This window comes from Amycolatopsis pittospori, assembly GCF_013870525.1.
Taxonomy (GTDB): Bacteria; Actinomycetota; Actinomycetes; order Mycobacteriales; family Pseudonocardiaceae; genus Amycolatopsis; species Amycolatopsis pittospori.
In genome coordinates, this window is record NZ_JACBXD010000007.1 from 99691 (window position 1) to 122061 (window position 22371).

The 22371-nt window shown below is 70.5% G+C and carries 19 protein-coding genes; 10 read left to right on the forward strand and 9 right to left on the reverse strand.

What is annotated here, in order from left to right:
* Positions 1–9 precede the first annotated feature (9 nt).
* Genes cobT through H5J31_RS05980 form a run of 3 tightly spaced genes read left to right on the forward strand, consistent with a single transcriptional unit; the run spans position 10 to position 2187 of the window.
* The gene (cobT, locus tag H5J31_RS05970) at positions 10–1029 is read left to right on the forward strand and encodes a nicotinate-nucleotide--dimethylbenzimidazole phosphoribosyltransferase (protein ID WP_181771444.1); all 1020 of its coding nucleotides are present in this window, start codon (positions 10–12) and stop codon (positions 1027–1029) included.
* Positions 1026–1772, forward strand: coding sequence for an adenosylcobinamide-GDP ribazoletransferase (locus H5J31_RS05975; protein WP_236004741.1), 747 nt, complete (start codon positions 1026–1028; stop codon positions 1770–1772). The genes cobT and H5J31_RS05975 overlap by 4 nt, the downstream gene beginning before the upstream one ends.
* A 52-nt stretch (positions 1773–1824) precedes the next feature.
* Complete coding sequence (locus tag H5J31_RS05980; RefSeq protein ID WP_181771445.1) at positions 1825–2187, forward strand: hypothetical protein; 363 nt, start codon at positions 1825–1827, stop codon at positions 2185–2187.
* On the opposite strand, the gene H5J31_RS05985 is transcribed toward H5J31_RS05980, so the two are convergent.
* The 5 genes from H5J31_RS05985 to H5J31_RS06005 form a co-directional block, all read right to left on the reverse strand.
* Positions 2168–2800, reverse strand: a complete 633-nt coding sequence (locus H5J31_RS05985; RefSeq protein WP_181771446.1) for a hypothetical protein — start codon at positions 2798–2800, stop codon at positions 2168–2170. The genes H5J31_RS05980 and H5J31_RS05985 overlap by 20 nt on opposite strands.
* A gap of 133 nt (positions 2801–2933) precedes the next feature.
* On the reverse strand, positions 2934–3941 hold the full coding sequence (cobC, locus tag H5J31_RS05990; protein WP_181771447.1) for an Rv2231c family pyridoxal phosphate-dependent protein CobC: 1008 nt from the start codon (positions 3939–3941) through the stop codon (positions 2934–2936).
* Positions 3934–5268: a cobyrinate a,c-diamide synthase gene (locus tag H5J31_RS05995; RefSeq protein ID WP_181771448.1), complete on the reverse strand. Its 1335-nt coding sequence runs from the start codon at positions 5266–5268 to the stop codon at positions 3934–3936. The genes cobC and H5J31_RS05995 overlap by 8 nt, the downstream gene beginning before the upstream one ends.
* Positions 5262–5876, reverse strand: a complete 615-nt coding sequence (gene cobO / locus H5J31_RS06000; protein WP_181771449.1) for a cob(I)yrinic acid a,c-diamide adenosyltransferase — start codon at positions 5874–5876, stop codon at positions 5262–5264. The genes H5J31_RS05995 and cobO overlap by 7 nt, the downstream gene beginning before the upstream one ends.
* Entirely contained in the window at positions 5876–7849 is a 1974-nt protein-coding gene (locus tag H5J31_RS06005) for a putative cobaltochelatase (protein ID WP_181771450.1), read from the reverse strand. Before H5J31_RS06005 ends, cobO begins: the two co-directional genes overlap by 1 nt.
* Positions 7850–7910: 61 nt before the next feature.
* Here H5J31_RS06005 and cbiE point away from each other — a divergent pair, with 61 nt between their 5' ends.
* Genes cbiE through H5J31_RS06030 form a run of 5 tightly spaced genes read left to right on the forward strand, consistent with a single transcriptional unit; the run spans position 7911 to position 14699 of the window.
* Entirely contained in the window at positions 7911–9056 is a 1146-nt protein-coding gene (gene cbiE / locus H5J31_RS06010; RefSeq protein WP_181771451.1) for a precorrin-6y C5,15-methyltransferase (decarboxylating) subunit CbiE, read from the forward strand.
* Positions 9053–9814: a precorrin-4 C(11)-methyltransferase gene (cobM, locus tag H5J31_RS06015; protein ID WP_181771452.1), complete on the forward strand. Its 762-nt coding sequence runs from the start codon at positions 9053–9055 to the stop codon at positions 9812–9814. The genes cbiE and cobM overlap by 4 nt, the downstream gene beginning before the upstream one ends.
* Positions 9811–10806, forward strand: coding sequence for a Gfo/Idh/MocA family protein (locus tag H5J31_RS06020; RefSeq protein WP_181771453.1), 996 nt, complete (start codon positions 9811–9813; stop codon positions 10804–10806). Before cobM ends, H5J31_RS06020 begins: the two co-directional genes overlap by 4 nt.
* Positions 10803–11546, forward strand: a complete 744-nt coding sequence (locus H5J31_RS06025) for a cobalt-precorrin-6A reductase (protein WP_181771454.1) — start codon at positions 10803–10805, stop codon at positions 11544–11546. Before H5J31_RS06020 ends, H5J31_RS06025 begins: the two co-directional genes overlap by 4 nt.
* Positions 11547–11579: 33 nt before the next feature.
* The gene (locus tag H5J31_RS06030; protein ID WP_181771455.1) at positions 11580–14699 is read left to right on the forward strand and encodes an arabinosyltransferase domain-containing protein; all 3120 of its coding nucleotides are present in this window, start codon (positions 11580–11582) and stop codon (positions 14697–14699) included.
* A gap of 325 nt (positions 14700–15024) precedes the next feature.
* On the opposite strand, the gene helR is transcribed toward H5J31_RS06030, so the two are convergent.
* The 4 genes from helR to H5J31_RS06050 all read right to left on the reverse strand — a co-directional run bounded on the left by helR (position 15025) and on the right by H5J31_RS06050 (position 20517).
* Positions 15025–17199 (reverse strand): RNA polymerase recycling motor ATPase HelR, encoded by a 2175-nt coding sequence (helR, locus tag H5J31_RS06035; protein ID WP_181771456.1) that lies wholly within the window; start codon positions 17197–17199, stop codon positions 15025–15027.
* Positions 17200–17315: 116 nt separating this feature from the next.
* Entirely contained in the window at positions 17316–18821 is a 1506-nt protein-coding gene (locus tag H5J31_RS06040) for a precorrin-2 C(20)-methyltransferase (RefSeq protein ID WP_181771457.1), read from the reverse strand.
* Positions 18818–19441 carry a precorrin-8X methylmutase gene (locus H5J31_RS06045; protein ID WP_181771458.1) on the reverse strand — a complete coding sequence of 208 codons (624 nt, stop codon included), beginning with the start codon at positions 19439–19441 and terminating at the stop codon, positions 18818–18820. Before H5J31_RS06045 ends, H5J31_RS06040 begins: the two co-directional genes overlap by 4 nt.
* Positions 19438–20517 (reverse strand): precorrin-3B synthase, encoded by a 1080-nt coding sequence (locus H5J31_RS06050; RefSeq protein ID WP_181771459.1) that lies wholly within the window; start codon positions 20515–20517, stop codon positions 19438–19440. The genes H5J31_RS06045 and H5J31_RS06050 overlap by 4 nt, the downstream gene beginning before the upstream one ends.
* A 99-nt stretch (positions 20518–20616) precedes the next feature.
* Here H5J31_RS06050 and H5J31_RS06055 point away from each other — a divergent pair, with 99 nt between their 5' ends.
* Positions 20617–21522 (forward strand): ABC transporter ATP-binding protein, encoded by a 906-nt coding sequence (locus H5J31_RS06055; protein WP_181771460.1) that lies wholly within the window; start codon positions 20617–20619, stop codon positions 21520–21522.
* Positions 21519–22370, forward strand: a complete 852-nt coding sequence (locus H5J31_RS06060) for an ABC transporter permease (protein ID WP_181771461.1) — start codon at positions 21519–21521, stop codon at positions 22368–22370. The genes H5J31_RS06055 and H5J31_RS06060 overlap by 4 nt, the downstream gene beginning before the upstream one ends.
* The last annotated feature ends 1 nt before the right edge of the window (position 22371 follow it).

The window sequence follows — 22371 nt, forward strand, 5'->3', positions numbered from 1 at the left end:
GGAGCCGCCATGCGTTTCGCCATCGCCACCCCGGACGCCGAGGCCGGCGCCGCCGCGCGGACCAGGCTGGACGGTCTGGTCAAGCCGCTGGGGTCGCTCGGCCGTCTCGAAGACCTCGCCGCGTGGCTCAGCGCCGCGCACGGGGTCGTCCCGCCGCGGCCGCTCGACGACGTCCGGGTGGTGGTGTTCGCCGGGGACCACGGTGTTTCCGGGATGTCGGCGTATCCGCGGGAGGTCACCGCCGCGATGGTCCGGGTGTTCCTGGCGGGCAAGAGCGGCGTCAGCGTGCTCGCCGGACTGGCCGGGGCGAAGGTGCGGGTGCTGGACATCGCCGTGGACTGGGACGGCGCGGACGTGCCAGCCGAGGTCGTCGCGCACAAGGTCCGGCGGGGTTCCGGCCCGATCGACGTCGAGGACGCGCTGTCCGATGGCGAGGCGCGGACGGCGTTCGAGCACGGGCTGGCGATCGCGGACGAGGAGATCGACGGCGGCGCGGATCTGCTCATCCCCGGTGACATGGGGATCGGCAACACGACGGTCTGCGCGGCCGTGGTCGCCTCGCTGCTCGGCCTTTTCCCGGAAGACGTCGTCGGTACGGGCACCGGGATCGACGAGGAGGGGCGGGCTCGGAAGCTCGCTGTCGTCGAGGCCGCGTTGATCAGGGCCGATGCGGTGAAAGACCCTTTCACGTTGCTGACCACGCTCGGCAGCGCTTGCCTCGCCGCGACAGCGGGCTTCCTCGTGCAGGCCGCGGTTCGCGGGGTGCCGGTGCTGCTCGACGGCGTGTTCTCCGGGGCCGCGGCGCTCGTCGCCCGCGAGATCGCGCCGGGCGCCGAGCAGTGGTGGCTGGCCGGGCACCGGTCGACCGAGCCGTCGCAGGCGTACGCGTTGAAGGCGCTCGAACTGGAGCCGATCCTCGACCTCGGGCTGCGGCTCGGTGAGGGCAGCGGCGCCGTCCAGGCCGTCCCGACGCTGCGGGCGGCGCGCGCGATCCTCGCGGACATGGGCCTGCTGGCGGACCTCGCTTGATCTCGGACGCGCTCAAGATGGCGGTCGGCACCCTGACCACGGTCCGGGTGCCGGCGCCGGAAGTGATCGACCGGCGCGTGGCCGGGGGCGCGATGGTGCTCGCCCCACTGGCCGTCGTCCCGCTCGCCGCCGTCGCTTCGTCGATCGTCTTCCTCGGCGAGCTGATCGGTCTGCCCGCGTTCGCGTCGGCGGCGCTGGCGCTGGGCGCGGTGGCGCTGGGCAGTCGCGGACTGCATCTCGACGGTCTCTCCGACACCGCCGACGGACTCGGTGCCTCCTACGACCGCGCGCGGGCGCTGGAGGTCATGCGCCGCGGGGATTCCGGGCCGACCGGGATCGCGACGCTGGTGCTGGTCCTGCTGGTGCAGGTCGGCGCCCTTTCGGGAGCGATCTCGGCGGGGCACGGGATCGCGGCCGCGGCGATCGCGGTCTTCGCCGGACGCGGGGTGCTCTCCCTGTGCTGCGCGCGCGGCGTCCCGTCGGCACGGCCCGAAGGGCTCGGCGCGACCGTCGCCGGTTCGGTGCCGGTGTGGGTGGCCGCGGTGGTGTTCGCCGTACTCGCCGGTGCGGCGGCGCTGACCGTTCCCTGGTGGCAAGGGCTGCTCGCGGTGACGCTGGCCTATGCCGCCGCGTCGGCGTTGCTGGCCAGGTGCGTCCAGCGGCTGGGCGGTGTCACCGGGGACGTACTCGGAGGCTGCGTCGAGGTCGCCGTCGCCGTCGCCTTGCTGGCCTTGTCGTTCTGACGGGCAACCTTCCGGGCCGTTCACGCGTGGACGCGGTGAACGGGAGGGTCCGATGCGCACTGTTCTGTGGATCTCGGCGGCGCTCGCCGCGCTGGCCACGGTCGGCGTCCTGACGGCGCTGCCACGCTCGGAAGTCTTGCCGGAGCACCTCCCGGTCGCGGTCTTCCCCGCCGAGAGGTCCTTCCCGTTCGAGCTGTACACGCATTGCGGTGTCGACGAAGCCCTCGTCGAAGGCGTCTACTTCGAAGCCGACCTGCCGCTGGCCGGTCCGCCTCCCGAATGGGGCAATCCCTACCAGCAAGGCACGATGACCTTGCCGAAGCCGGGTCGGGCGGTGTTCCGGGATTCCCTCGGGCACGAGGTCGTCTTCCACGCCCGGCCGGGGGCGACCGGTTTCAAGCGGATTTGCGAATAGCCTCGGCCGCCGCCAGTTTCTCGTCGATTTCGGGGAGCCAGAAGCACAACTCCAGCGTCTTCAAGCCGGCCCAGAGGCCGAGTTTGCGGCCCTGCGAAACCAGCGTGAGCGACGCGAACAGGAGCAGCACCGCCATGCCGGCGGCGATGAACGGATGTTTGCCCGCGAAGATCTCGACGATGGCGGCGATCGCGCCGAACAGCAGGGGTGGCGCACAGTTGCGGACCATCAGACCCGACGCGCGCAGCCGCGCGACGTCGACCGCGAGGTCCTTGTCGTGCAACTGCAGGGCACCCACCAGGAGATGCGGGCTCTCTTTCAGGAACGCGCGCCCCTCGGCCGACGGCATCCGGCGGACGAACTCCTCTGCGGGGTTCCGGTTCCGCCTGCGCGGCACGATCCGCTCCAGCGCTTCGCCGAGCGGATAGGCCAGATAGCCCAGCAGGAAACTCAGCACCACGATCACCACGACCATGACGACCGTGGGCACGCCGCCGACGGTCGCCGCCGTCAGGATGTGGAGTTTCGCCCCGAGATAGCCGAAGAACGCCACGTACAGGGCACCGGGAATGGTGTAGGCGAAGAGGTCGAAGACGCCGATCGCGAAGTTCACCGGCTCATCCAACCACTTCGCCCGCCTCGATGGGGTCGTGCGGACATCAACGTTGCGAAAGCCACTTTCGCAACCTTCAACGTTGCGAAAGTGGCTTTCGCAACACCCCGGCAGGCCTCACCCACTCACGACCTCAGAGCGTGGAAGCGAGTGCCGCCAGGAAGCCGTCCACCGTCTCCCGGTCCCGGACGGCGATCCGCAGGTACCGCGCGTCCAGCCCCGGGAAGGTGTCCCCACGCCGGACGGCGTAACCCTTGTCCCGCAAACGTTCCCGGACGCCGTCCGCACCGGGCAGCCGCACGAGCACGAACGGGCCCCGCGGCTCCCCCGGCACTTCGACTCCCAGCGACGCCAGGCCGGAAACCAGGTACTCCCGGTCCGACTCCGCCGCGACGGCCAGCTTTTCCGCTTCCTCCAACGCCTCCGGGCGGCAGCAGGCCACCACGGCGACGGCGGCGAGCGAAGACACCGACCAAGGTGGCTGCACCGAGCGCAGAGTGTCCACAACGGACTCTTCCGCCAGGACGTAGCCGGCGCGGAGTCCGGCGATGCCCCAAGTCTTGGTGAGGCTCCGAAGGACGGCGAAACCCGGTTGCCCCGCAACGCTTTCGGTCTCGCCGGGGACGGCGTCGAGGAAGGCCTCGTCGACGACGACCAACCGGCCCGGACGTCCCAGGGCGAGCAGGTCCGCGGCCGGATGGAGCACCGAGGTCGGGTTCGTGGGATTCCCGACGAAGACCAGGTCGGCGTCGTCGGGAATCTCGCTCAGCCGGAAGCCGTCGTCGGGCGTCAGCACCACGCGATCCACGGGATGACCGGCCGCGCGCAAAGCGGCTTCGGGCTCGGTGAACTGCGGATGCACGACGACGGCATGAGCGGGCCGCAGAGCCGTGGCCAGCAACGTGAAAGCCTCGGCGGCCCCCGAGGTCACCAGCACTCGGGACACCGGCAGGGAATGCCGGGAGGCCACTGCCTCGGTCGCCGCGGTGACGTCCGGGTACGCGGCCAGATCGTCGAGCGCGGCCGCCAGTTCGGCGCGCAGCCAGGCGGGCGGGACCGGCAGCCGGACGTTGACGGCCAGATCGACGAGCCCCTCGCCGACCTCGCGATCGCCGTGATGCCCGAGGTCGTAGTCAGCCATGGGCGTGCACCGCGGCGGCGAACCGCTCGGCGAGTTCCGGATATCCGGCCCAATGGACGTGCAGGTAGGAGGCGTGCAGTGACGCCGACGCGAATCCGTCCGGCGTGCGGTCCCAGCCCCAGGCCGGCGTCGGCCCGCTGCCGGGTTCGACGACCGTGCGGTGGAACTCGTGCCCGGTGACGCGCTGCCCGGCGACGGTCAGCACGGTGTCGGCAGGTGAGAAGGCCTTGCGGTAGCCCAGTTTCCCGCGTTTGGTCATCGAGGCCGAAGCGTCGAGGACGCCGGTCATCGGCAGCCCGTCGATGTCCTGGCACAGGTAGAGCAGCCCGGCGCATTCCGCCACCACGGGCATCCCGTCGCCGATGGCCCGCGCGACCGCGGTCCGCAGCGGGACGTTCGCCGACAGCTCCTCGGCGTGCACCTCGGGGAACCCGCCGCCGAAGTACAGTCCGGCGCACCCCTCGGGGAGTTCCTTGTCCTGCAAGGGATCCACATCGACGACGTCGACGCCGGCGGCGGCGAGCAACTCCACGGCCTCGGTGTAGCGGAAGGTGAACGCGGGACCGGCCGCGGCGGCGACCACCGTACGCGGGCCATCGTGCGAAAGCGGCGGCCGCCAAGGCTCACCCGAAAGCCGGGAAGCCGCTCGCGCGACCTGCACGACGGCGCCGAGATCGACGCCTTCGCTGATCCACCCGGCCAGTTCCGGCAGCAGTCGCTCGGACTCGCTCGCCCGTTCCGCCGCGGGTACGAGGCCGAGGTGACGGCTCGGCGCGTGGATCTCTTCGTTGCGGTACAACGTTCCGAGCAGCGGGACGCCGGTCGCTTCGAGCGCCGTGACGATCTCGTCCGCGTGCCGCTGCGAGCCCAGTTTGTTGAGGATCACGCCGGCCAGCCGGACGCGGGTGTCGTACTGCGCGAACCCGAGCACGGTCGCCGCGACGCTGCGCGACGCGGCCGAAGCGTCCACGACGAGCACGACCGGAGCGTCCAGAAGCCGAGCGACATGCGCCGTCGACGCGTAGCCCTCGGTGCCGAGAGCGCCGTCGAACAGGCCCATCACGCCTTCGATGATCGCGAGGTCCGCCCCGGCGGAACCGTGCAGCAGCAACGGGATCAGCTGTTCTTCGCCCTGCAGGAACGGGTCCAGGTTCCGGGCCGGGCGCCCGGTCGCGAGGGCGTGATAGCTCGGGTCGATGAAGTCCGGACCGACCTTGTGCCCGGACACCTTCAGTCCCCGCGCGCGCAGCGCCGCCATCAGCCCCGCGGCGATCGTGGTCTTCCCGTGCCCGGATCCGGGCGCGGCGATGACCACGCGAGCTACCACTCGATCCCCCGCTGGCCCTTTTGCCCGGCGTCCATCGGATGCTTCACCTTGGTCATCTCGGTGACCAGGTCGGCGGCCTCGATCAGCTCCGGCGGCGCGTACCGTCCGGTGATCACCACGTGCTGGTGGCCCGGCCGCGAAGTCAGCGTGGAGACGACGTCCTCCACTTCGAGCCAGCCCCATTTGAGCAGGTAGCTGAACTCGTCGAGGACGTAGAAGTCGTGGGTTTCCGCGGCGAGACGGCGTTTGATCTCGGCCCAGCCTTCGCGCGCGTTGACGGCGTGATCCTCCTCGGATCCGGACTTGCGCGCCCAGCTCCAGCCCTCACCCATCTTGTGCCATTCGACCTTCCCGCCCTGGCCGGTGTCGTCGTGCAGCTTGCCGAGCGCGCGGAACGCGGCTTCCTCCCCGACGCGCCATTTCGCCGACTTGACGAACTGGAACACGCCGATCGACCAGCCCTGGTTCCAGGCACGCAACGCCATCCCGAACGCGGCCGTGGACTTCCCCTTCATCTCGCCGGTGTGCACGGCGAGCAGCGGGCGGTTCCGTCGCTGGCGGGTGGTGAGCCCGTCGTCCGGCACGGTTTCCGGTTTGCCCTGGGGCATTACGCGGCCCTCCCCGAGGTCCGGGCGCGGACGACGCCGGCGAGCGTGTCAGCGGTGCCGACGTCGGCGACCGGAACGTGTTCCGCGCCCAGATGTCCGGCCAGTTCCGCGGCGAGCCCGAGGCGCATCTTCCCGCTCTCGCAGTCCATCACGACCGACGTCACGTTCCCGGCCAGCAACCCGGCCGCCCGCTGCGCCCGGTCGACGGCGTCGGCGCCGCTGGTCGCGCGGCCGTCGGTGACGACGACGAGCAGCGGACGGCGTTGCGGATCCCGGACCGCCTCGATCCGCAGCACCCGTGCCGCCTCGAGGAGTCCTTCCGCCAGCGGGGTCCGCCCTCCGGTCGCGAGACCGTCCAAACGGGACGCCGCGGCGTCGACGCTGTTCGTCGGCGGCAGGGCGAGTTCGGCGCCCGAAGCGCGGAAGGTGACCAGGCCGACCTTGTCCCGGCGCTGGTAGGCGTCCAGCAGCAACGACAGCACGGCGGTCTTGACCTCGCGCATCCGCTGCCGCGCGCCCATCGAGCCGGACGCGTCGACGCAGAACAGCACCAGGTTGCCCTCGCGCCCTTCCCGCCGCGCGAACCGCAGATCCTGTGCCCGCATCACGAGCCCCGCGCCGCTGCGACCCCGGGAACGCTGATGTGGCGCGGCCGCGCGCACGGTGGCCAGCAGATGCGGATGCCCATCCTTGACCCCGGCGGGCTGGACGCCGATCGTGCGGCCGTTGTCGGTGATCGCCCGGGACCGTCGCCCGGCGGCGCCCTCACCGGTGCCCTTCACCTCGAAACGCTTGGCGCGAAACGCTTCCCCGGCGCGGACCGGCTTCTGGTCACCGCTCTGACCGCCACCCGGCGAAGGCTCACTCCGCGACTGCGGCGCGTCGTCCGTGCCGCCTTCCGAAGGCGGCGGGGTTCCCGAGCCGGGGCCGTCGTCGTCGGGCCCCTCGGGTTCCGGGCCGTCGGGTTCGGCGTCCTGCAACGCCTGCTCCAGCTGCTCCTCGGAGATCCCGGGCGCGTCGAAGGGATTGCGGCGACGGCGGTGCGGCAGCGCGAGCCGGGCCGCGACCCGGATGTCCTCGGTGGTCACCTCGGTGCGCCCGGCCCAGGCGGCGTGCGCGACCGCGGTCCGCGCGGTCACGATGTCCGCGCGCATCCCGTCGACCTCGAAGGACGCGCAGACCTCGGCGATCTGCCGGAGCGCGTCGTCCGGCAGCTTCACCGACGGCAGAAGCCGTTGCGCCGCCTCGACCTCCGCCGCCAGTTCGGCGTCGGCCGCGGCGTACTGGCCGGCGAAACCGTCGGGATCCGCCTCGTAGGCGAGCCGGCGACGGACGACCTCGACGCGCAGTTCGGGATCACGGCTGGAAGCGACCTCGACGGTGAGCCCGAAGCGGTCCAGCAACTGCGGGCGCAGTTCGCCTTCCTCCGGGTTCATCGTGCCGATCAGGACGAACCGGGCGGCGTGCGACACCGAGACGCCTTCGCGCTCGACGGTCGCGCGGCCCATGGCGGCGGCGTCGAGCAGCGTGTCGACCAGGTGGTCGTGCAGGAGGTTGACCTCGTCGACGTACAGCAGCCCGCGATGCGCGGCGGCCAGCAGGCCGGGCTGGAAGTCGGTGACGCCGTCGGCCAGCGCGCGTTCCAGGTTCAGCGAGCCGATCACGCGGTCTTCGGCCGCGCCGACCGGCAGTTCCACCAGCCGCGCGGGACGGCGGTGCGCGGGCGAGCCCTCGGCGTGCGGGCCGTCCGGGCAGGCCGGGTCGGGTTCGACCGGATCGCAGGAGAACCGGCACGTGTCCACGACGTCGACGCCGGGCAGCAGACCGGCGAGCGCCCGCACCATCGTCGACTTCGCCGTGCCCTTCTCCCCGCGCACCAGCACTCCGCCGATAGCGGGCGAGATGGAGGAAAGCACCAGCGCCAGGCGCAGATCCGGCATCCCCACAACGGCGGTGAACGGGTACGGCTTCACAGCTCTCCCTCATCGTCGACGACCTCTGGCCGATCATCGCACAGGAAAACCGTCGTCTAGCGTGACCGGCGTGCGCGAAAAATCACCCCTGACCGTCGTCGGGATCGGGGCCGACGGCTGGCCCGGCCTGTCCGACCAGGCACGGGAAGCGGTGTCGCGCGCCGACGTGGTCGTGGGCTCGCCGCGACAACTCGCCTACCTCCCCGAAGACGTGAAAACCGAGCCGTGGCCCAGCCCGCTGCTCCCCACCCTGGACGACTTCCTGGCGGGGCGAGGCCGCGTCTGTGTACTGGCCAGCGGCGATCCCCTGCTGTCCGGCATCGGCACCACGCTGATCCAGCGCGGCTACGACGTCGAGATCCTGCCCGCGCTCTCGTCCGTGACGCTCGCTCGCGCGAGGCTCGGCTGGTCGGCGGAGGAGACCGAGGTGGTCACCGTCGTCGGCCGCGCGATCGGCCGGGTGAGCCGGGCGCTGGCGCCGGGCCGCCGGATCCTCGTCCTCGGAGCGAACGCCGAAGACCTGCGTGACCTGCTGAAAGCCCGCGGTTACGGACGAAGCCGCGTCACCGCGCTGTCCGACCTCGGCGGCCCGGACGAGCGGGTCGGTCCAGGCGCGCTGACCGTGTTCGCCGTCGAGGCCGACGGTCCCGCGCTGCCGCTGACCGGCCTTCCGGACGACGCCTTCGAGCACGACGGCCAGCTCACCAAACGCGACGTCCGCGCGTCCGCGCTGGCCAGGCTCGCGCCGTCACCCGGCGAACTGCTGTGGGACGTCGGCGCCGGAGCGGGCAGCGTCGGGATCGAGTGGTCCCGGGTGCATCCACTGAACCGGGCGGTCGCGATCGAGCGGTCGCCGGAGCGGGCCGCCCGGATCACCCGGAACGCGCACGCGCTCGGGGTTCCGGAACTCGAAGTGGTGATCGGCGCGGCGCCGGAAGCACTCGAAGGACTGACCAAACCGCAAGCGATCTTCGTCGGCGGCGGACTGACCGTGCCCGGTGTCCTCGACGCCTGCCTGGCGACCGGCGCACGGCTCGTCGCGCACGGCGTGACCCTGGAATCCGAGCAGGTCCTGGCCCGCGCGTACACCGAACACGGCGGCGAACTGAGCAGGATCGGCGTCGAACAGGCCACGCCGCTGGGTGGATTCACCGGCTGGACCCCCGCGCGGGTCGTCACACAGTGGAATTTCCGGAGCGAAACGTGACAGTCCATTTCATCGGCGCCGGCCCCGGCGCGGCCGACCTCATCACCGTGCGGGGCCGCGACCTCCTCGGCCGCTGCCGAACCTGCCTGTACCCCGGCAGCATGACGCCGACGGATCTGCTCGCCTATTGCCCGGATGACGCGGACCTCGTCGACACCGCGAACCTCGACCTCCCCGCGATCGTCGAGCGCATGGTCGAGGCCCACCGGAACGGCCACGAGATCGCGCGGCTCTGCTCCGGGGATCCGTCGATCTACAGCGCGGTCGCCGAGCAGATGCGCCGCCTCGACGCCGCCGGCGTCCCCTACGACGTCACTCCCGGCGTGCCCGCGTTCGCCGCCGCGGCCGCACTGCTCAAACGCGAACTGACCGTGCCCGAGGTGGGCCAGAGCCTGGTCGTCACGCGGGCGCAGGCGCGGTCCACCGCCATGCCGCCGGGTGAGACGCTGGCGAACTTCGCCCGCACCGGCACCACGCTCGCGCTGCACCTGGCGATCAACCGCATCGAGCAAGTAGTCGACGAATTGCTGCCGTTCTACACCGACGACTGCCCTGCGGCCGTGGTCGCGCTCGCGAGCCAGCCGGGTGAACAGGTGCTGAGGGGAACGCTCGGCACCATCGCGGCCCAGTCCCGCGAAGCCGGGATCAGCCGCGCGGCGATGATCTTCGTCGGAGAAGTCCTTGCGGCCGAAGGGTTTCCCGATAGTTTTCTCTACTCGGCCACCCGTGATCGAGCTAGCCAACCGGAGTCACTGTGAAGAACGTGCGCTGGGGCCTGCTGGCCGCCGGGAACATCGCCGCCGAGTTCGCGGCGGGCGTCGAGGAGAGCAAGCACGGCGTGCTCGAAGCCGTCGCCGCGCGCTCCGGCGACCGGGCGGCCGAGTTCGCGAGCCGATTCGAGATCCCGAAATGCTACGGCTCCTACGAAGACCTGCTCGCCGATCCGGACGTCGACGCGGTCTACATCTCGACGCCGCATCCGCTGCACGGCGAATGGGCGATCCGCGCGGCCGAGGCCGGCAAGCACATCCTGTGCGAGAAACCGCTGACCGTCGACGTCGGCGAAGCCGAGAAGGTCATCGAAGCGGCCCGCTTGAACGACGTCTTCCTCATGGAGGCGTTCATGTACCGGCTGCATCCGCAGATCCGGCGGCTGGCCGAGCTGATCTCCTGCGGCGCCATCGGCGAGGTCCGCGCGGTCGACGTCGCCTTCAGCTACAACTTCGCCGTCCCCCGGCTGACCGATCCGGCGCTCGGCGGCGGCGGGATCTTCGACGTCGGCTGTTACTGCACGTCGCTCGCGCGGCTGGTCTCGCAGGCGGCTACCGGGCAGGACGTCGTGGAGCCCGAAGAGGTCCTCGGGATGGCGAGGCTCGACGAGAACGGCGTCGACGAGGTCGCGTTCGGCCTGCTGCGACTGCCCGGCGGGATCGTCGCGCAGGTGGCCTGCGGGTTCCAGCTCACCCAGGACGACCACATCCGCGTCTACGGCTCGCGAGGACAGCTATACGTGCCGAAGCCCGCGTGGATCCACGAGATGCGCAAACCGAAGACGTCGCAGATCATCCTCACGCCGGAAGACGGCGAGCCCGAGGTGATCGAGGTCGAAGCGACGCAGGGCCTCTTCGCTCGCGAAGCCGACCATGTCGCCACGCACCTCGCCGACCGTCAGGCCCCCGAGCTCACCTGGGCGGAGACGCTCGCCAACCTGCGCACCCTGGAACGGTGGCGCGCCGCCGTGGCCCGATGACGCTGCTGATCCTGGGCGGCACCGGCGAAGCCCGGGACCTGGCGAAGGAACTGGTCGCCGGTGGCGAGCACGTCGTCTCGTCCCTGGCCGGCCGCGTCGCACGGCCGAAGCTGCCCGACGGCGAAGTCCGCGTCGGCGGCTTCGGCGGTCCAGAAGGTCTCGCGCGCTGGCTGACCGAGAACGACGTCGAAGCGGTCATCGACGCGACGCACCCCTTCGCCGAGCAGATCGGCGCCAACGCGGCCACCGCGGCGCGGGAAACGAACACACCGCTGCTCAGGCTCGCGAGGCCGGGATGGACCGAACAGCCCGGCGACGACTGGCAGTGGGCCGACGACCTCGGCCACGCCGCGCGCCTGCTCCCCGGACTCGGCGATCGCGTGTTCCTCACCAGCGGGCGTCAGGGCCTCGCCGCCTTCGCCGGGCTGGACCTCTGGTTCCTGATCCGCTGCGTCGATCCGCCCGAGGCACCGCTCCCCCGTCGTCACGAAGTCCTGCTGGACCGAGGCCCGTACGAGCCCGCGAAGGAACGCGCGCTGATGGAACAGCACCGTGTGCAGGTGCTCGTCACCAAGGACAGCGGCGGCGGGATGACCGCGGCGAAGCTCACCGCGGCCCGGGAACTCGACCTCCCGGTGGTCGTCGTCCGGCGACCCCTGCGACCTGAAACGGCCAGCGTAACGACAGTTCAGGACGCCTTAACCTGGCTGAGCGTCACGACCAAGGGCAGCCCTGCGTAAGCCGTTCGGACCAGACCCGTTAGCGTTGCGCCGATGCGTTTGATCGCTGTCACGCTGGGGTTGCTGTCCGCCTTGTGCGCGTTGGCTTTCCCCTTCCTGCCGGTGGTGCAGGACACAGCGGAGGTCGTCTGGCCAACGGGCGGCGACACCCGCTCCGTCAACGCGCCCTTGACCGGGTACTGGGCCCAGGATCTGCGCGTCGACCTCCCGTGCACGACCGTCCGTTCGCTGGACGCGCGTTCGCAGGGGCAGGCCCTGTTGTTCTCCACCGTGCCCGACGGCCGCACCGACCCGCGCGCGGGCAAGGGCGTCGGCCTTCAGCTGCGCATCGACAACGGTGTCCTCCTCGCCTCCAGCCAGGGCCAGCAGATCGTGCAGCAGCCGCTGCCTCCGCAGTCGACGCCGCAGCACAACTGCGACGTCAAGCTGGTCGCGGACGCCAACCAGATGACGCTGTCCGTCGCCGACACCGTGGTGTTCCACGCCGAGGGCGACGTCCGGCCGCGGCTGGTCGGGATCTACTCCTCGATCAACTCCGGTAAGGACCCGATCACCGGCCTGCACGTCTCGGTCGTCCCGGACACCCGCTACCAGACCTCGCCGACACTGCTGAAATCCATCATCGGGGTGATCGCGGCACTCGCCTTCATCGGCTGCCTGATCGCGGTGTGGCGGATGGACTCGGGCTTCGCCCGCCGCGCGCCGCGCTGGGCGCCGGTCGGCTGGTGGCGGCTGACCGCCCGCGACGCGACGGTGATCGTGGCGCTCGGCGCGTGGGTCTTCATCGGCCCGGTCACCTCGGACGACGGCTACATCCTCACGATGTCGAGAGTGGCCGAGGACACCGGCTACCTGACCAACTATCACCGCTGGTTCGGCGTCGCCGAGGCGCCGTTCGGCTGGTTCTACCACGTGTATCAGCTGATGGCGCACGTCAGCACGGTGCCGCCGTGGATCCGGCTCCCGTCGTTCGTACTCGGGGTCCTGAGCTGGCTGCTGATCAGCCGAGAGGTCATGCCCCGCCTCGGCACGCAGGTCCGGACGAGCCGCGCGGCGGGCTGGGCCGCCGCCGCGGTGTTCCTGGTCTGGTGGATGCCGTTCAACAACGGTGTCCGGCCGGAACCGGTCGCCGCGCTGGGTTCGCTGCTGGCGATCTGCGCCGTCGAGCGCGCGCTGGTGACGCGACGGCTGCTGCCGCTGGCCCTCGGGCTCACCGCCGCCGGGTTCACCCTGGCCGCGACGCCGACCGGGCTGATCGCGGTCGCGCCGTTCCTGGTCGCCGCCCGCCCGCTGTTCAAACTGGTCCGCCAGCGCGCCGAGAACGGCTGGCTGCCGGTGCTCGCGCCGGTGCTGGCCGCGGGCTTGCTGGTGCTGGTCGTGGTGTTCGCCGACCAGACCTTCGCCACCGTGCAGGAGGCGACCCGGATCCGCACGCAGGTCGGCCCGAACCTGTCGTGGTTCCAGGAACTCGCGCGCTACCAGTTGCTCTTCGAAAGCCTGCCGGACGGATCCGCGCCACGCCGGTTCCCCGTCCTGCTGGTGCTGCTGTGCACCGGGACCTGTCTGGTGGTGCTGCTGCGCCGCGGCCGGATCCCCGGCGCCGCACTCGGCCCCAGCCGCCGCCTGATCGGCACGGTCGCACTGTTCTTCCTGCTCCTGGCCCTGACCCCGACCAAGTGGACGCACCACTTCGGCGCGTTCGCCGCCGTCGGCGCGGCCATGGCGGCCTTGACGGCGCTGGCGACGAGTTCGACGGTGCTGCGGTCCAGGCGGAACCGGGCCGCGTTCCTGGCCGGGCTGCTCGTGGTCGGCGCGCTGGCCGCGACCGGGCCTAACTCCTTCTGGTTCGTCTCGAAACTCGGCGTGCAGTGGACGGCGGTGGCGCCGTCGATCGGCGGGATCCCGCTGTCGACGATCCTGCTGGTCGCGGCCGCGATCTCCGGGATCTACGCGTTCGTCGAGAACGTCCGCGCGCACCGGCCAGGGCTACCCGCCGGTCCACAGGAGGGCCGGAGCCGGTCACTGCGGCTGGGCTCGCTCTCACTGGTGGTCGTCTGCGGTCTGATGGCGACGGGTGAATTCGTCAGCATGGCGTGGGCGATCCACAACCAGGCCGGTTCCTACAGCCTCGGTGCCGCGAACTTCGGGCATCTGTCCGGCAAGAGCTGCAACCTTTCCGACCACGTGATGGTGGAACGGGACGCGGCGACCAGCATCCTGCGCGCCCAGCCGGAGCAGCGCACTGTGCCGGTGAAGAAGGAAGAGCCGCCCGCCGGCCAGACCCCGCCACCGCTGCCCGATCCCGAACAGGACAACGGCCGCGTGCAGACCGGGTTCCACACCCGCGCGATCGACGACAAGGACCCGCTCGCCGAACCGCCGCACGGCTTCAAACCCGAAGAAGTGCCCATGTGGAGCAGCTTCCTCGACCCCGAGACACGCGCCGGACGGCTTCGCAGCGACTGGTATGCCCTCACCGAGAAGCCCGCCGACGGCCAGATCGTGGTCGCCACCGCGGGCGCGTCACGGCGGCCGACGTCGGTCAGCCTGGACTACGGCGTGGGCACCCCCGAAGGTGTGAAGGTCATCCGCAGCCAGTTCGTGCTCCCGCCGGGCGCGGGGACGAACGGCTGGAACGACACCCGGATCAACCTGCGCGACCTCCCCGCCGAGACGACGTCGGTGCGGATCAACATCGTCGACAACGACCTCACCGAGGACGGCTGGATCGCCGCGTCCGCGCCGCGCGTGCCGACGTTCACCACGCTGACCGAGAAGATCGCCGGCAAACCGGTGTACGTCGACTGGCCCGCGTCGTTCGTCTACCCGTGCGTGCAGCCGGTGACCTCGCACGACGGCATCTCGAAGATGCCCGAGTACCGGATCACCGCCGGCGCCGTCGCCGACGAGGCGAACTGGGCTTCCAGCACCAACGGCGGCCCGATCGGCTGGCTCGAAGAGGTCGCCGACGAACCCGAGGTGCCCAGCTACCTGATCGGGCAGCCGAGCCAGTCGTGGGGCCAGCTGCTGCAGGTGGAGCCGTTCACCGAGGGGATCGCGCCGACGATCATCCACGGCGAGAAGGTCGTCCCCGGCTGGTGGTCGCCGGGTCCCGGACCGCGGCAACCGAACGGCAAGGACCCGACGCGCTAGCGCCGACCTCGCGTGCCTGGGCACGTAACTCGCGTGCCTGAAGACGGATCTCGCGTGCTCGGACGCCGTACATCCGAGTGCGGTAGCCAGGCACGCGAGTCACGTCTCCGAGCACACGAGATCCGGGCTCCAGCACGCGACTCCCGCCTTCGCGCCCAGTCACCCCGGGTGAACGGGCCCACCCCCTTACCTACCGCCCCTCGGGTGTTGCGAAAGCCACTTTCACAACACTCAACGTTGCGAAAGTGGCTTTCGCAACACCTCGGTGAAGGCCGTGCTGGGAGATCGCCGTCTGATCACGCGAGTTACGGTTCGATCAGGTGAGTCACGAGGCCAATCCCGCCAAAGCCGACGGCAACGGGCCGTCGTGCAGGACGCCGAGCCGCTGCGTAGCGCGCGTCAGCGCGACGTACAGCTCCGCCGCGCCACGCGGACCGTCGGCGAGGATCAGCTCGGGCTCCACGACGAGGACGGCGTCGAACTCGAGGCCCTTCGTCTCCGAAGCGGGCACGGTGCCCGGTGTCCCGGGCGGTCCGATCACGATGCTGGTGCCTTCGCGGCCGGCCTCCTCCTGGACGAATTCCTCGATGGCGGCCGCCAAGGAGTCTTCGGTGACCTTCCGGGACCACGGCTCGACACCGCAGGCACGGACCGAATCCGGCGGTTTGACGTCGGGGGCGAATTCGGCGAGGACCGCGGCGGCGACGGCCATGATCTCCGCCGGGGTGCGGTAGTTCACCGTCAGCGACCGGTAGACCCAGCGGCCCGGCACGTACGGCTCCAGCATCGCGTCCCACGACCGTGCGCCCGCCTCGGACCGGCGCTGCGCCAGATCGCCGACGACGGTGAACGACCGGTTGGGACAGCGGCGCATCAGCACCCGCCAGTCCATTTCGGACAGTTCCTGCGCTTCGTCGACGACGACGTGCCGGTAGGTCCAGTCCCGGTCCGCGGAGGCGCGTTCGACGAGGCTCCGGGTGTCGTGTTCGACGAACCGATCGGCGAGGTCCTCGGCGTAGAGCAGGTTTTCCGCGGACAGCAGGACGTCCTCGTCCATCTCCTCGCGGTCCAGCTTCATCGTGTCGAACACCCCGGCGGCGTACTCGGCCTCGGCCTGCTTCTCCCGCTCGACGGCCTGTTCGGCGGCCTTCTCCGCCGCGATGTCGCGGCCGAGCAGGTCGACGAGTTCGTCGAGCAGCGGCATGTCCGACACCGTCCAGGCGTCGCCGTCGGTCCGCAGCAGCGCCTCGTCGGCACCGGCCGCACGAAGCCGTTCCGGGGACGTGTAAAGGGTTCCCAGCAAGGATTCCGGCGTCAGGATCGGCCAGAGCGCGTCGAGCGCGGAGGTGAACGTCTCGCTTTCCGCCAGTTCCTTGAGCAGGTCCTTCCGCAGCCGCTCCCACTCGTCGCGGTCGTCCCGGCTCAGCCAGCCGCGGCCGATCCGCGCGATCGCGCGTTCGGTGAGCACGTAGGTGACGATGTCGGTGAACACCAGCCGGGCCTCGTTGTGCGGCAGGCCGCTCTTGCGCGCCTCGTCCCTCGCCCATTCCGCGGTCGCGGCGTCGATCCGGACCGTGACGTCGGTGAGTTCGATCGACACCGGTTCCTCCGGCAGGCTCTGCCGGTCTGCCACGGCCGCGTCGAGGACGTCCAGCATCTTCAGCGAACCCTTGAGCCGCGCGACTTCCGGACCGTCTTCGGCGGTGACGTGCTTGCCGGGGACGAAATCGCCGGTGGTCATGAACACGACGTCGGTCTCGCCCAGCGACGGCAGGACGCGGCCGATGTGGTGCAGGAACGCCGGATTCGGCCCGACGACGAGCACGCCGTGCCGTTCCATCCGCTCGCGCTGCGTGTAGAGCAGGTAGGCGACGCGGTGCAGCGCCACCACCGTCTTCCCGGTGCCCGGCCCGCCCTCGATCACCATCACGCCCGGATGGTCGTGCCGGATGATCTCGTCCTGTTCGGACTGGATGGTCGCGACGATGTCGCGCATCCCCTGCCCGCGCGGCGCGTTGACGGCAGCGAGGAGGGCGGCGTCACCCCGCGCGTCACCGCCCGGACGTCCGAACACCTCGTCGGTGAACCCGGTCACCTCACGGCCGTGCGTGTGGAACTGGCGACGGCGGCGCATCTTCTCCGGAGTCGCGCCGGTCGCCGTGTAGAACGGGCGCGATGCCGGTGCCCGCCAGTCGAGCAGCACCGGTTCGTAGTCGTTCTCCTCGTCGAACAGGCCGATGCGGCCGATGTAGGAACTCTCCCCCGAAACGGCGTCCAGCCTGCCGAAGCACAGGCCGTTGTCCACCACGTCCAGCCGCCGCGCCTCGCGGTCGAGCGAGCGCACCTCGACGTCCCGCTCCATGACGGTCCCGCCGGTTCCCCCCAGCGCGGCCTTGAACTCCCCCTTCACTCGCGCGCGTTCGGCGTCCAGGCGCGTGTAAAGCCCGGCGACGTACTCGCGTTCGGAGCTCAGTTCCTCTTCGTACCCCTGAGTGGTCACAGACTCCCATTTCCGCAGGTTTCGGCTACGGCGAGTGAGTTTGCGGCATCACCCGGGGCTTGTGGCAAGTCCCCCTATGCGCTATATGTTTATTACGGAGGGAGTAGTCGTCCCCTCTATTCGTAGCTGCGAGGCGTCCAGACCACCCCGTTTTCGGCCTTGGTCTTCGACGAGCCCACGATCAGCAGGCAGCGCATGTCCACCGTCGCCGGATCCAGGGTCGCGAGGGTGACGACGCGGATGTCCTCCTCAGGACCGCCGACGTCTCGGGCGACGACGACCGGTGTCTCCGGAGCGCGGTGCCGGAGCAGGACGTCGCGAGCCTGCGTGAGCTGCGTGGTCCGCGTACGCGACGCCGGGTTGTACAGCGCGAGCACGAGATCCGCGGCACCCGCCGCGTCGAGCCGTCGTTCGATGATCTCCCACGGCTTGAGGCGATCGGACAGCGAGAGCACGCAGTAGTCGTGCCCGAGCGGGGCGCCGACCCGGGACGCGGCCGCCTGCGCCGCGGTCACCCCCGGCACGATCCGCACCCGCGTACCCGTGCCGTGCCCGGCCGAGACCTGTTCCAGCACGGCCGACGCCATCGCGAACACGCCCGGGTCACCCGAGGACACCACCGCGACCTTGGCGCCGCCGTCGGCCAGTTCCAGTGCCTCGACGGCGCGTTCGGCCTCGACGCGGTTGCCCGACGCGTGCCGCTGCTGACCCGCGCGCTGCGGGACCCGCGCGACATAAGGGCCATAGCCGACGATGTGCTCGGCGGCCGCGAGTTCCTCGGCCGCTTCCGGGGTCAGCCAGCCCGGGCCGGCCGGCCCGAGACCGACGACCACGACCTCGCCGCCGGTGTGCGTCTCCGCGGGCTTGGACGGCTCCGGCTCCCCAGCGAGCCGCGACGCGTAGGCCGGGCTGGGCAGCAGCGCCAGCGAGAAGTACGGCACCGATTCCGGGTCGACGTCCGCGAGCGGCTCGACGCGCTGCGCCTCCCAGGTCGCGCGCTCGATGTAGAAGGCGTCGTCCAGCTTCCCGGCCTCGGCCAGCGCCTCCCGGACGTTCCCGAAGGTGCGTCCGAGCTTCAGTACCGCGGCCGCCTGCGTGTCGGCCAGCCGTCGCGCGAGTTCCGGCGCGGGCAGGGTTCCGGGCAGCACGGTGAGGACCTCGTCGCGCTGCACCAGCGGGCGGCCGAGCACCGACGCCGCAGCGCTCACCGACGTCACGCCGGGCACCACGGTCGCCTCGTAGCGGTCGGCGAGCCGTTCGTGCATGTACATGTAGGAGCCGTAGAAGAACGGGTCGCCTTCGCAGAGGACGACCACGTCACGTCCGGCGTCGAGGTGCTCGGCGAGCCGTTTCGCGCTCAGCTCGTAGAAATCGGCGATCGCGCCCTCGTAGCCGCCGGGATGGTCGGTGGTCTCGGTGGTGACCGGGTAGACCAGCTTCTCCTCGATCTGGCCGTCCCGCAGATACGGCTCGGCGACCGACCGCGCGATGCTCCGGCCGTGCCGCGCGCTGTGATAGGCGACGACGTCGGCCTCGCCGATCAGCCGCGCGGCCTTGACCGTCATCAGTTCCGGATCGCCCGGGCCGAGTCCGACACCCCAGAGTTTCCCGAGCGCGCTCATTCGACCTCACTCGCCATCGCGTTGATCGCGGCGACGGCCATCGCGCTGCCACCACGGCGTCCGTGCACCACCAGATACGGCGCGGGAGCGCGGTGCGCGAGCTCCACTTTGGACTCCGCCGCGCCGACGAAGCCCACCGGGACACCGATGATCGCGGCGGGCGCGCCGACCCCCTCGTCCAGCATTTCCAGCAACCGGAACAGGGCGGTGGGCGCGTTGCCGATCGCCACCACGGAACCGGGCAGCTTGTCGCGCCAGAGTTCCAGCGCGGCCGCGGACCGGGTGGTGCCCATCCGCTCGGCCAGTCCGGGCACCTTCGGATCGGTCAGCGTGCACAGCACTTCGTTGGCCGAGGGCAGGCGTTTGCGGGTCACGCCGGAGGCGATCATGGTGGCGTCACAGAGGATCGGCGCGCCGGCCTCCAGCGCGGCACGGCCGGACTCCACCACGTCGAGGCTGTAGCGGAGGTCGTCGACCAGGTCGACCATCCCGCAGGCGTGGATCATCCGCACGGCCAGCACCGCGACGTCGTCGGGCAGGATCGCGAGATCCGCCTCCTCGCGGATGGTGGCGAACGAATGCCGGTAGATCTCGGCCCCGTCGCGGATGTAGTCGATCACTGCGTTCCCTTCTCTGCCAACGTCTTCGCCAGCTCGCCGACCGGGACCCACGCCCCGTCGACCAGATATCCGTCCTCCGTCGCGAGCACGTCGACGTGCTCGTGCGCGGGTTTCCCGCACCGCCGCTCACATCCGGCGACATGAGCCCTGGGTGTGCGCCCGATCCGCGCGGCGTCGGCGCGGACGTCGGCGAGCGACTTCGCGCAGCCGGGCCGTCCGATGCAGGCGCTGACGCCGAGCGCGGGCTCCTGCGGATCGGTGATCAGGCCCGTCCGGGATTCGAGCTTTCCGCGGACGAGGATCGACCGCCACGGCGTCACCACGGCGTCTCCGGCCTTCGCGATCTGGCGCGCCTGCCCGGACGTCAGGCGGCCGAAAACCGGAGCGACCCCGATGGCGTCGCCGAGAGGACCGATCGGCAGGCCCGGCTTCGTGGCGAAGGTCTGTGGCTTCACCGTTTCGCCGGGTATGTCACGAAGAAGAGGTTCCGTGGCGGGGAGTTCGCTGATCCGCCAGGCCGTTCCCCTGACCCGGAGGAAGTTTCGCGCGACGGAGATCAGCGCCTCGACGGCGTTTTCAGTGGTGATCCGGAGCCCGGTGTCCGTGCCGTCGAGCAGCAGTGCGCCGTCACGCCAGCAGACGTCGGCGCCTTCGCCGGCGACGTCGCCGCGTCCGCCGTCGAAGGCGAAGAGGAACCGTCCGGGGAGTTCGGCCAGCTCGGGAACGGCGCACAGGGCCTTGTCGAGCGCCGGAGCGAGACGTTGGGCGACCTCGCTCAGCGGCGACGCGAGGATGTTGCGGACGCGTTCGTGCGACGGCGAGGGCAGGAGACCGGCCGCGGAAAGCCTGCTCGCGAGACCGGGACGGGTGACACCGCGCAGTTGGACATTGCCACGCGAGGTCAGGTGGAGGGCGCCGTCCCCGAGGTCGTCGGCGGCGTCCGCGAGGACCCTGAGCTGGTCTTTCGTGATGGCACCGCCGGGCAGCCGGACCCGCGCGAGCGGACCGTCCGCGGCGTCGTGCGTGGCGAAAACGCCGGGGCACGCGTCGGCTCGGACACGCGCGCTCGTGGACATGCGCTCACTGTAGATGCCTCATTTCGACGTTAGTACCCCTCGGATCATATGTAGTAGACGTGCTACATTCGATCGCAGCACTGAGATGGGGGTGACCCAATGAGAGATCCAGACGACCTGATGATCTCGGTCAAAGATCTTCGGATGCGGTACGGGACGACCGACGTCCTCCACGGCGTGGACTTCACCGCGCACCGGGGCGAGGTGATCTGCCTGCTGGGACCGAACGGGGCGGGCAAGACCACCACGATCGAGATCCTCGAAGGCTTCCGGATGCGGTCGGAGGGCGAGGTCAGCGTGCTGGGCATCGACCCGGCGCACGCGGACGAGAACTGGAGAGCGCGGCTGGGGGTCGTCCTGCAGGCCTGGCGCGACCACGCGAAATGGCGGGTACGGGAACTGCTGGAGCACCTCGGCGGCTACTACGCGCCGTACTCCACGGAGCACATCAAAAGGCCGTGGGATCCGGACGAACTGGTCGCCGCGGTCGGGCTGACCGAGCACGCGAACAAACGGATCCGGATGCTTTCGGGCGGCCAGCGACGCAGGCTGGATGTCGCGATCGGCATCGTCGGCCGCCCGGAGCTGCTGTTCCTCGACGAGCCGACCGCCGGACTCGACCCGGAGGCGCGGCGCGAGTTCCACGAACTCGTGCACCGGCTGACCGATGACGACGACACGACGATCCTGCTGACCACCCACGACCTCGACGAGGCCGAGAAACTGGCCGACCGGATCCTGATCCTGAACCACGGCCGGATCGTCGCCGACGGTTCCGCCGACGCGCTGAGCAGGCAGATCGCCGGCGAGGCCGAGGTGCGCTGGACACTGGACGGCCAGCGGTTCGTGCACTCGACCACGGAATCGACGAAGTACGTGCACGAACTGTTCAAGCAGCACGGTGACGCCATCGGCGACCTCGAAGTCCGGCGGGCATCCCTGGAAGACACGTACATGACCCTGGTCCGCAAGGCCGAGGCCGCGGTGGAGGTGGGTGTGCGATGAACCCGGTTCAGCACAGCGTCCGGCTGGGCGTCGAACGCGGCTGGCTCGAAACACGCCAGATGATGGTCAGCCGCGAAGACCTGATCAACCTCTTCCTCTTCCCGGTCATCTTCGTGATCGTCATGTTCTTCATGCGCGACTCGAAACTGCCCGGCATGGAGTTCTCGCTCGGCGCCGCCACCGTGCCGAGCGTGCTGGGTGCGTCGATCGTGTTCAACGGCATGCTCGGGATGGCGGGCGTCCTCGCCGTCGAACGTGAGGACGGCACCCTCCTGCGCGCCAAGGCGACGCCGAACGGCATGGTCGGCTACCTCGTCGGGAAGGTGTTCACGACTTCGCTCAGCACGGTCATCGGGATCCTGCTGGTGCTGATCCCCAGCCTGATCCTGTTCGACGGCATCGCCCCCGGCGGGCTGACGTCGTGGCTGGGCCTGCTGTGGGTGCTGGTGCTCGGCCTGCTCGCCACCATGCCGATCGGCGCGATCTTCGGTTCGCTGACCACGAACGCGCGCAGCATCGGCCTGATCATGCTGCCCACCCTGGGTCTCGGCGCGATCTCCGGGATCTTCTACCCGATCACCGCACTGCCGGAATGGCTGCAGGGCATCGCGCAGGTGTTCCCGATGTACTGGCTCGGCCTCGGCATGCGTTCGTCGCTGCTTCCGGACTCGACCGTGATCATCGAGATCGGGCAGTCCTGGCGGCCGTGGGAGACCCTCGGCGTGCTGACCGCGTGGGCCGTGATCGGATTGACCTTGGCCCCGGTGGTCCTGCGGCGCATGGCGCGGCGCGAATCCGGGTCCTCGGTGGCGGCACGACGGGAAAAGGCGATGCAGCGAATTGGCTAGC

Excerpts from the sequence above, each read along its gene's own strand:
- cobT (WP_181771444.1), top strand. The coding sequence starts at position 10 with ATGCGTTTCGCCATCGCCACCCCGGACGCCGAGGCCGGCGCCGCCGCG.
- H5J31_RS05980 (WP_181771445.1), top strand. The coding sequence starts at position 1,825 with ATGCGCACTGTTCTGTGGATCTCGGCGGCGCTCGCCGCGCTGGCCACG.
- cobC (WP_181771447.1), bottom strand. The coding sequence starts at position 3,941 with ATGGCTGACTACGACCTCGGGCATCACGGCGATCGCGAGGTCGGCGAG.
- cobO (WP_181771449.1), bottom strand. The coding sequence starts at position 5,876 with ATGCCCCAGGGCAAACCGGAAACCGTGCCGGACGACGGGCTCACCACC.
- H5J31_RS06025 (WP_181771454.1), top strand. The coding sequence starts at position 10,803 with ATGACGCTGCTGATCCTGGGCGGCACCGGCGAAGCCCGGGACCTGGCG.
- H5J31_RS06030 (WP_181771455.1), top strand. The coding sequence starts at position 11,580 with ATGCGTTTGATCGCTGTCACGCTGGGGTTGCTGTCCGCCTTGTGCGCG.
- H5J31_RS06040 (WP_181771457.1), bottom strand. The coding sequence starts at position 18,821 with ATGAGCGCGCTCGGGAAACTCTGGGGTGTCGGACTCGGCCCGGGCGAT.
- H5J31_RS06050 (WP_181771459.1), bottom strand. The coding sequence starts at position 20,517 with ATGTCCACGAGCGCGCGTGTCCGAGCCGACGCGTGCCCCGGCGTTTTC.
- H5J31_RS06055 (WP_181771460.1), top strand. The coding sequence starts at position 20,617 with ATGAGAGATCCAGACGACCTGATGATCTCGGTCAAAGATCTTCGGATG.
- H5J31_RS06060 (WP_181771461.1), top strand. The coding sequence starts at position 21,519 with ATGAACCCGGTTCAGCACAGCGTCCGGCTGGGCGTCGAACGCGGCTGG.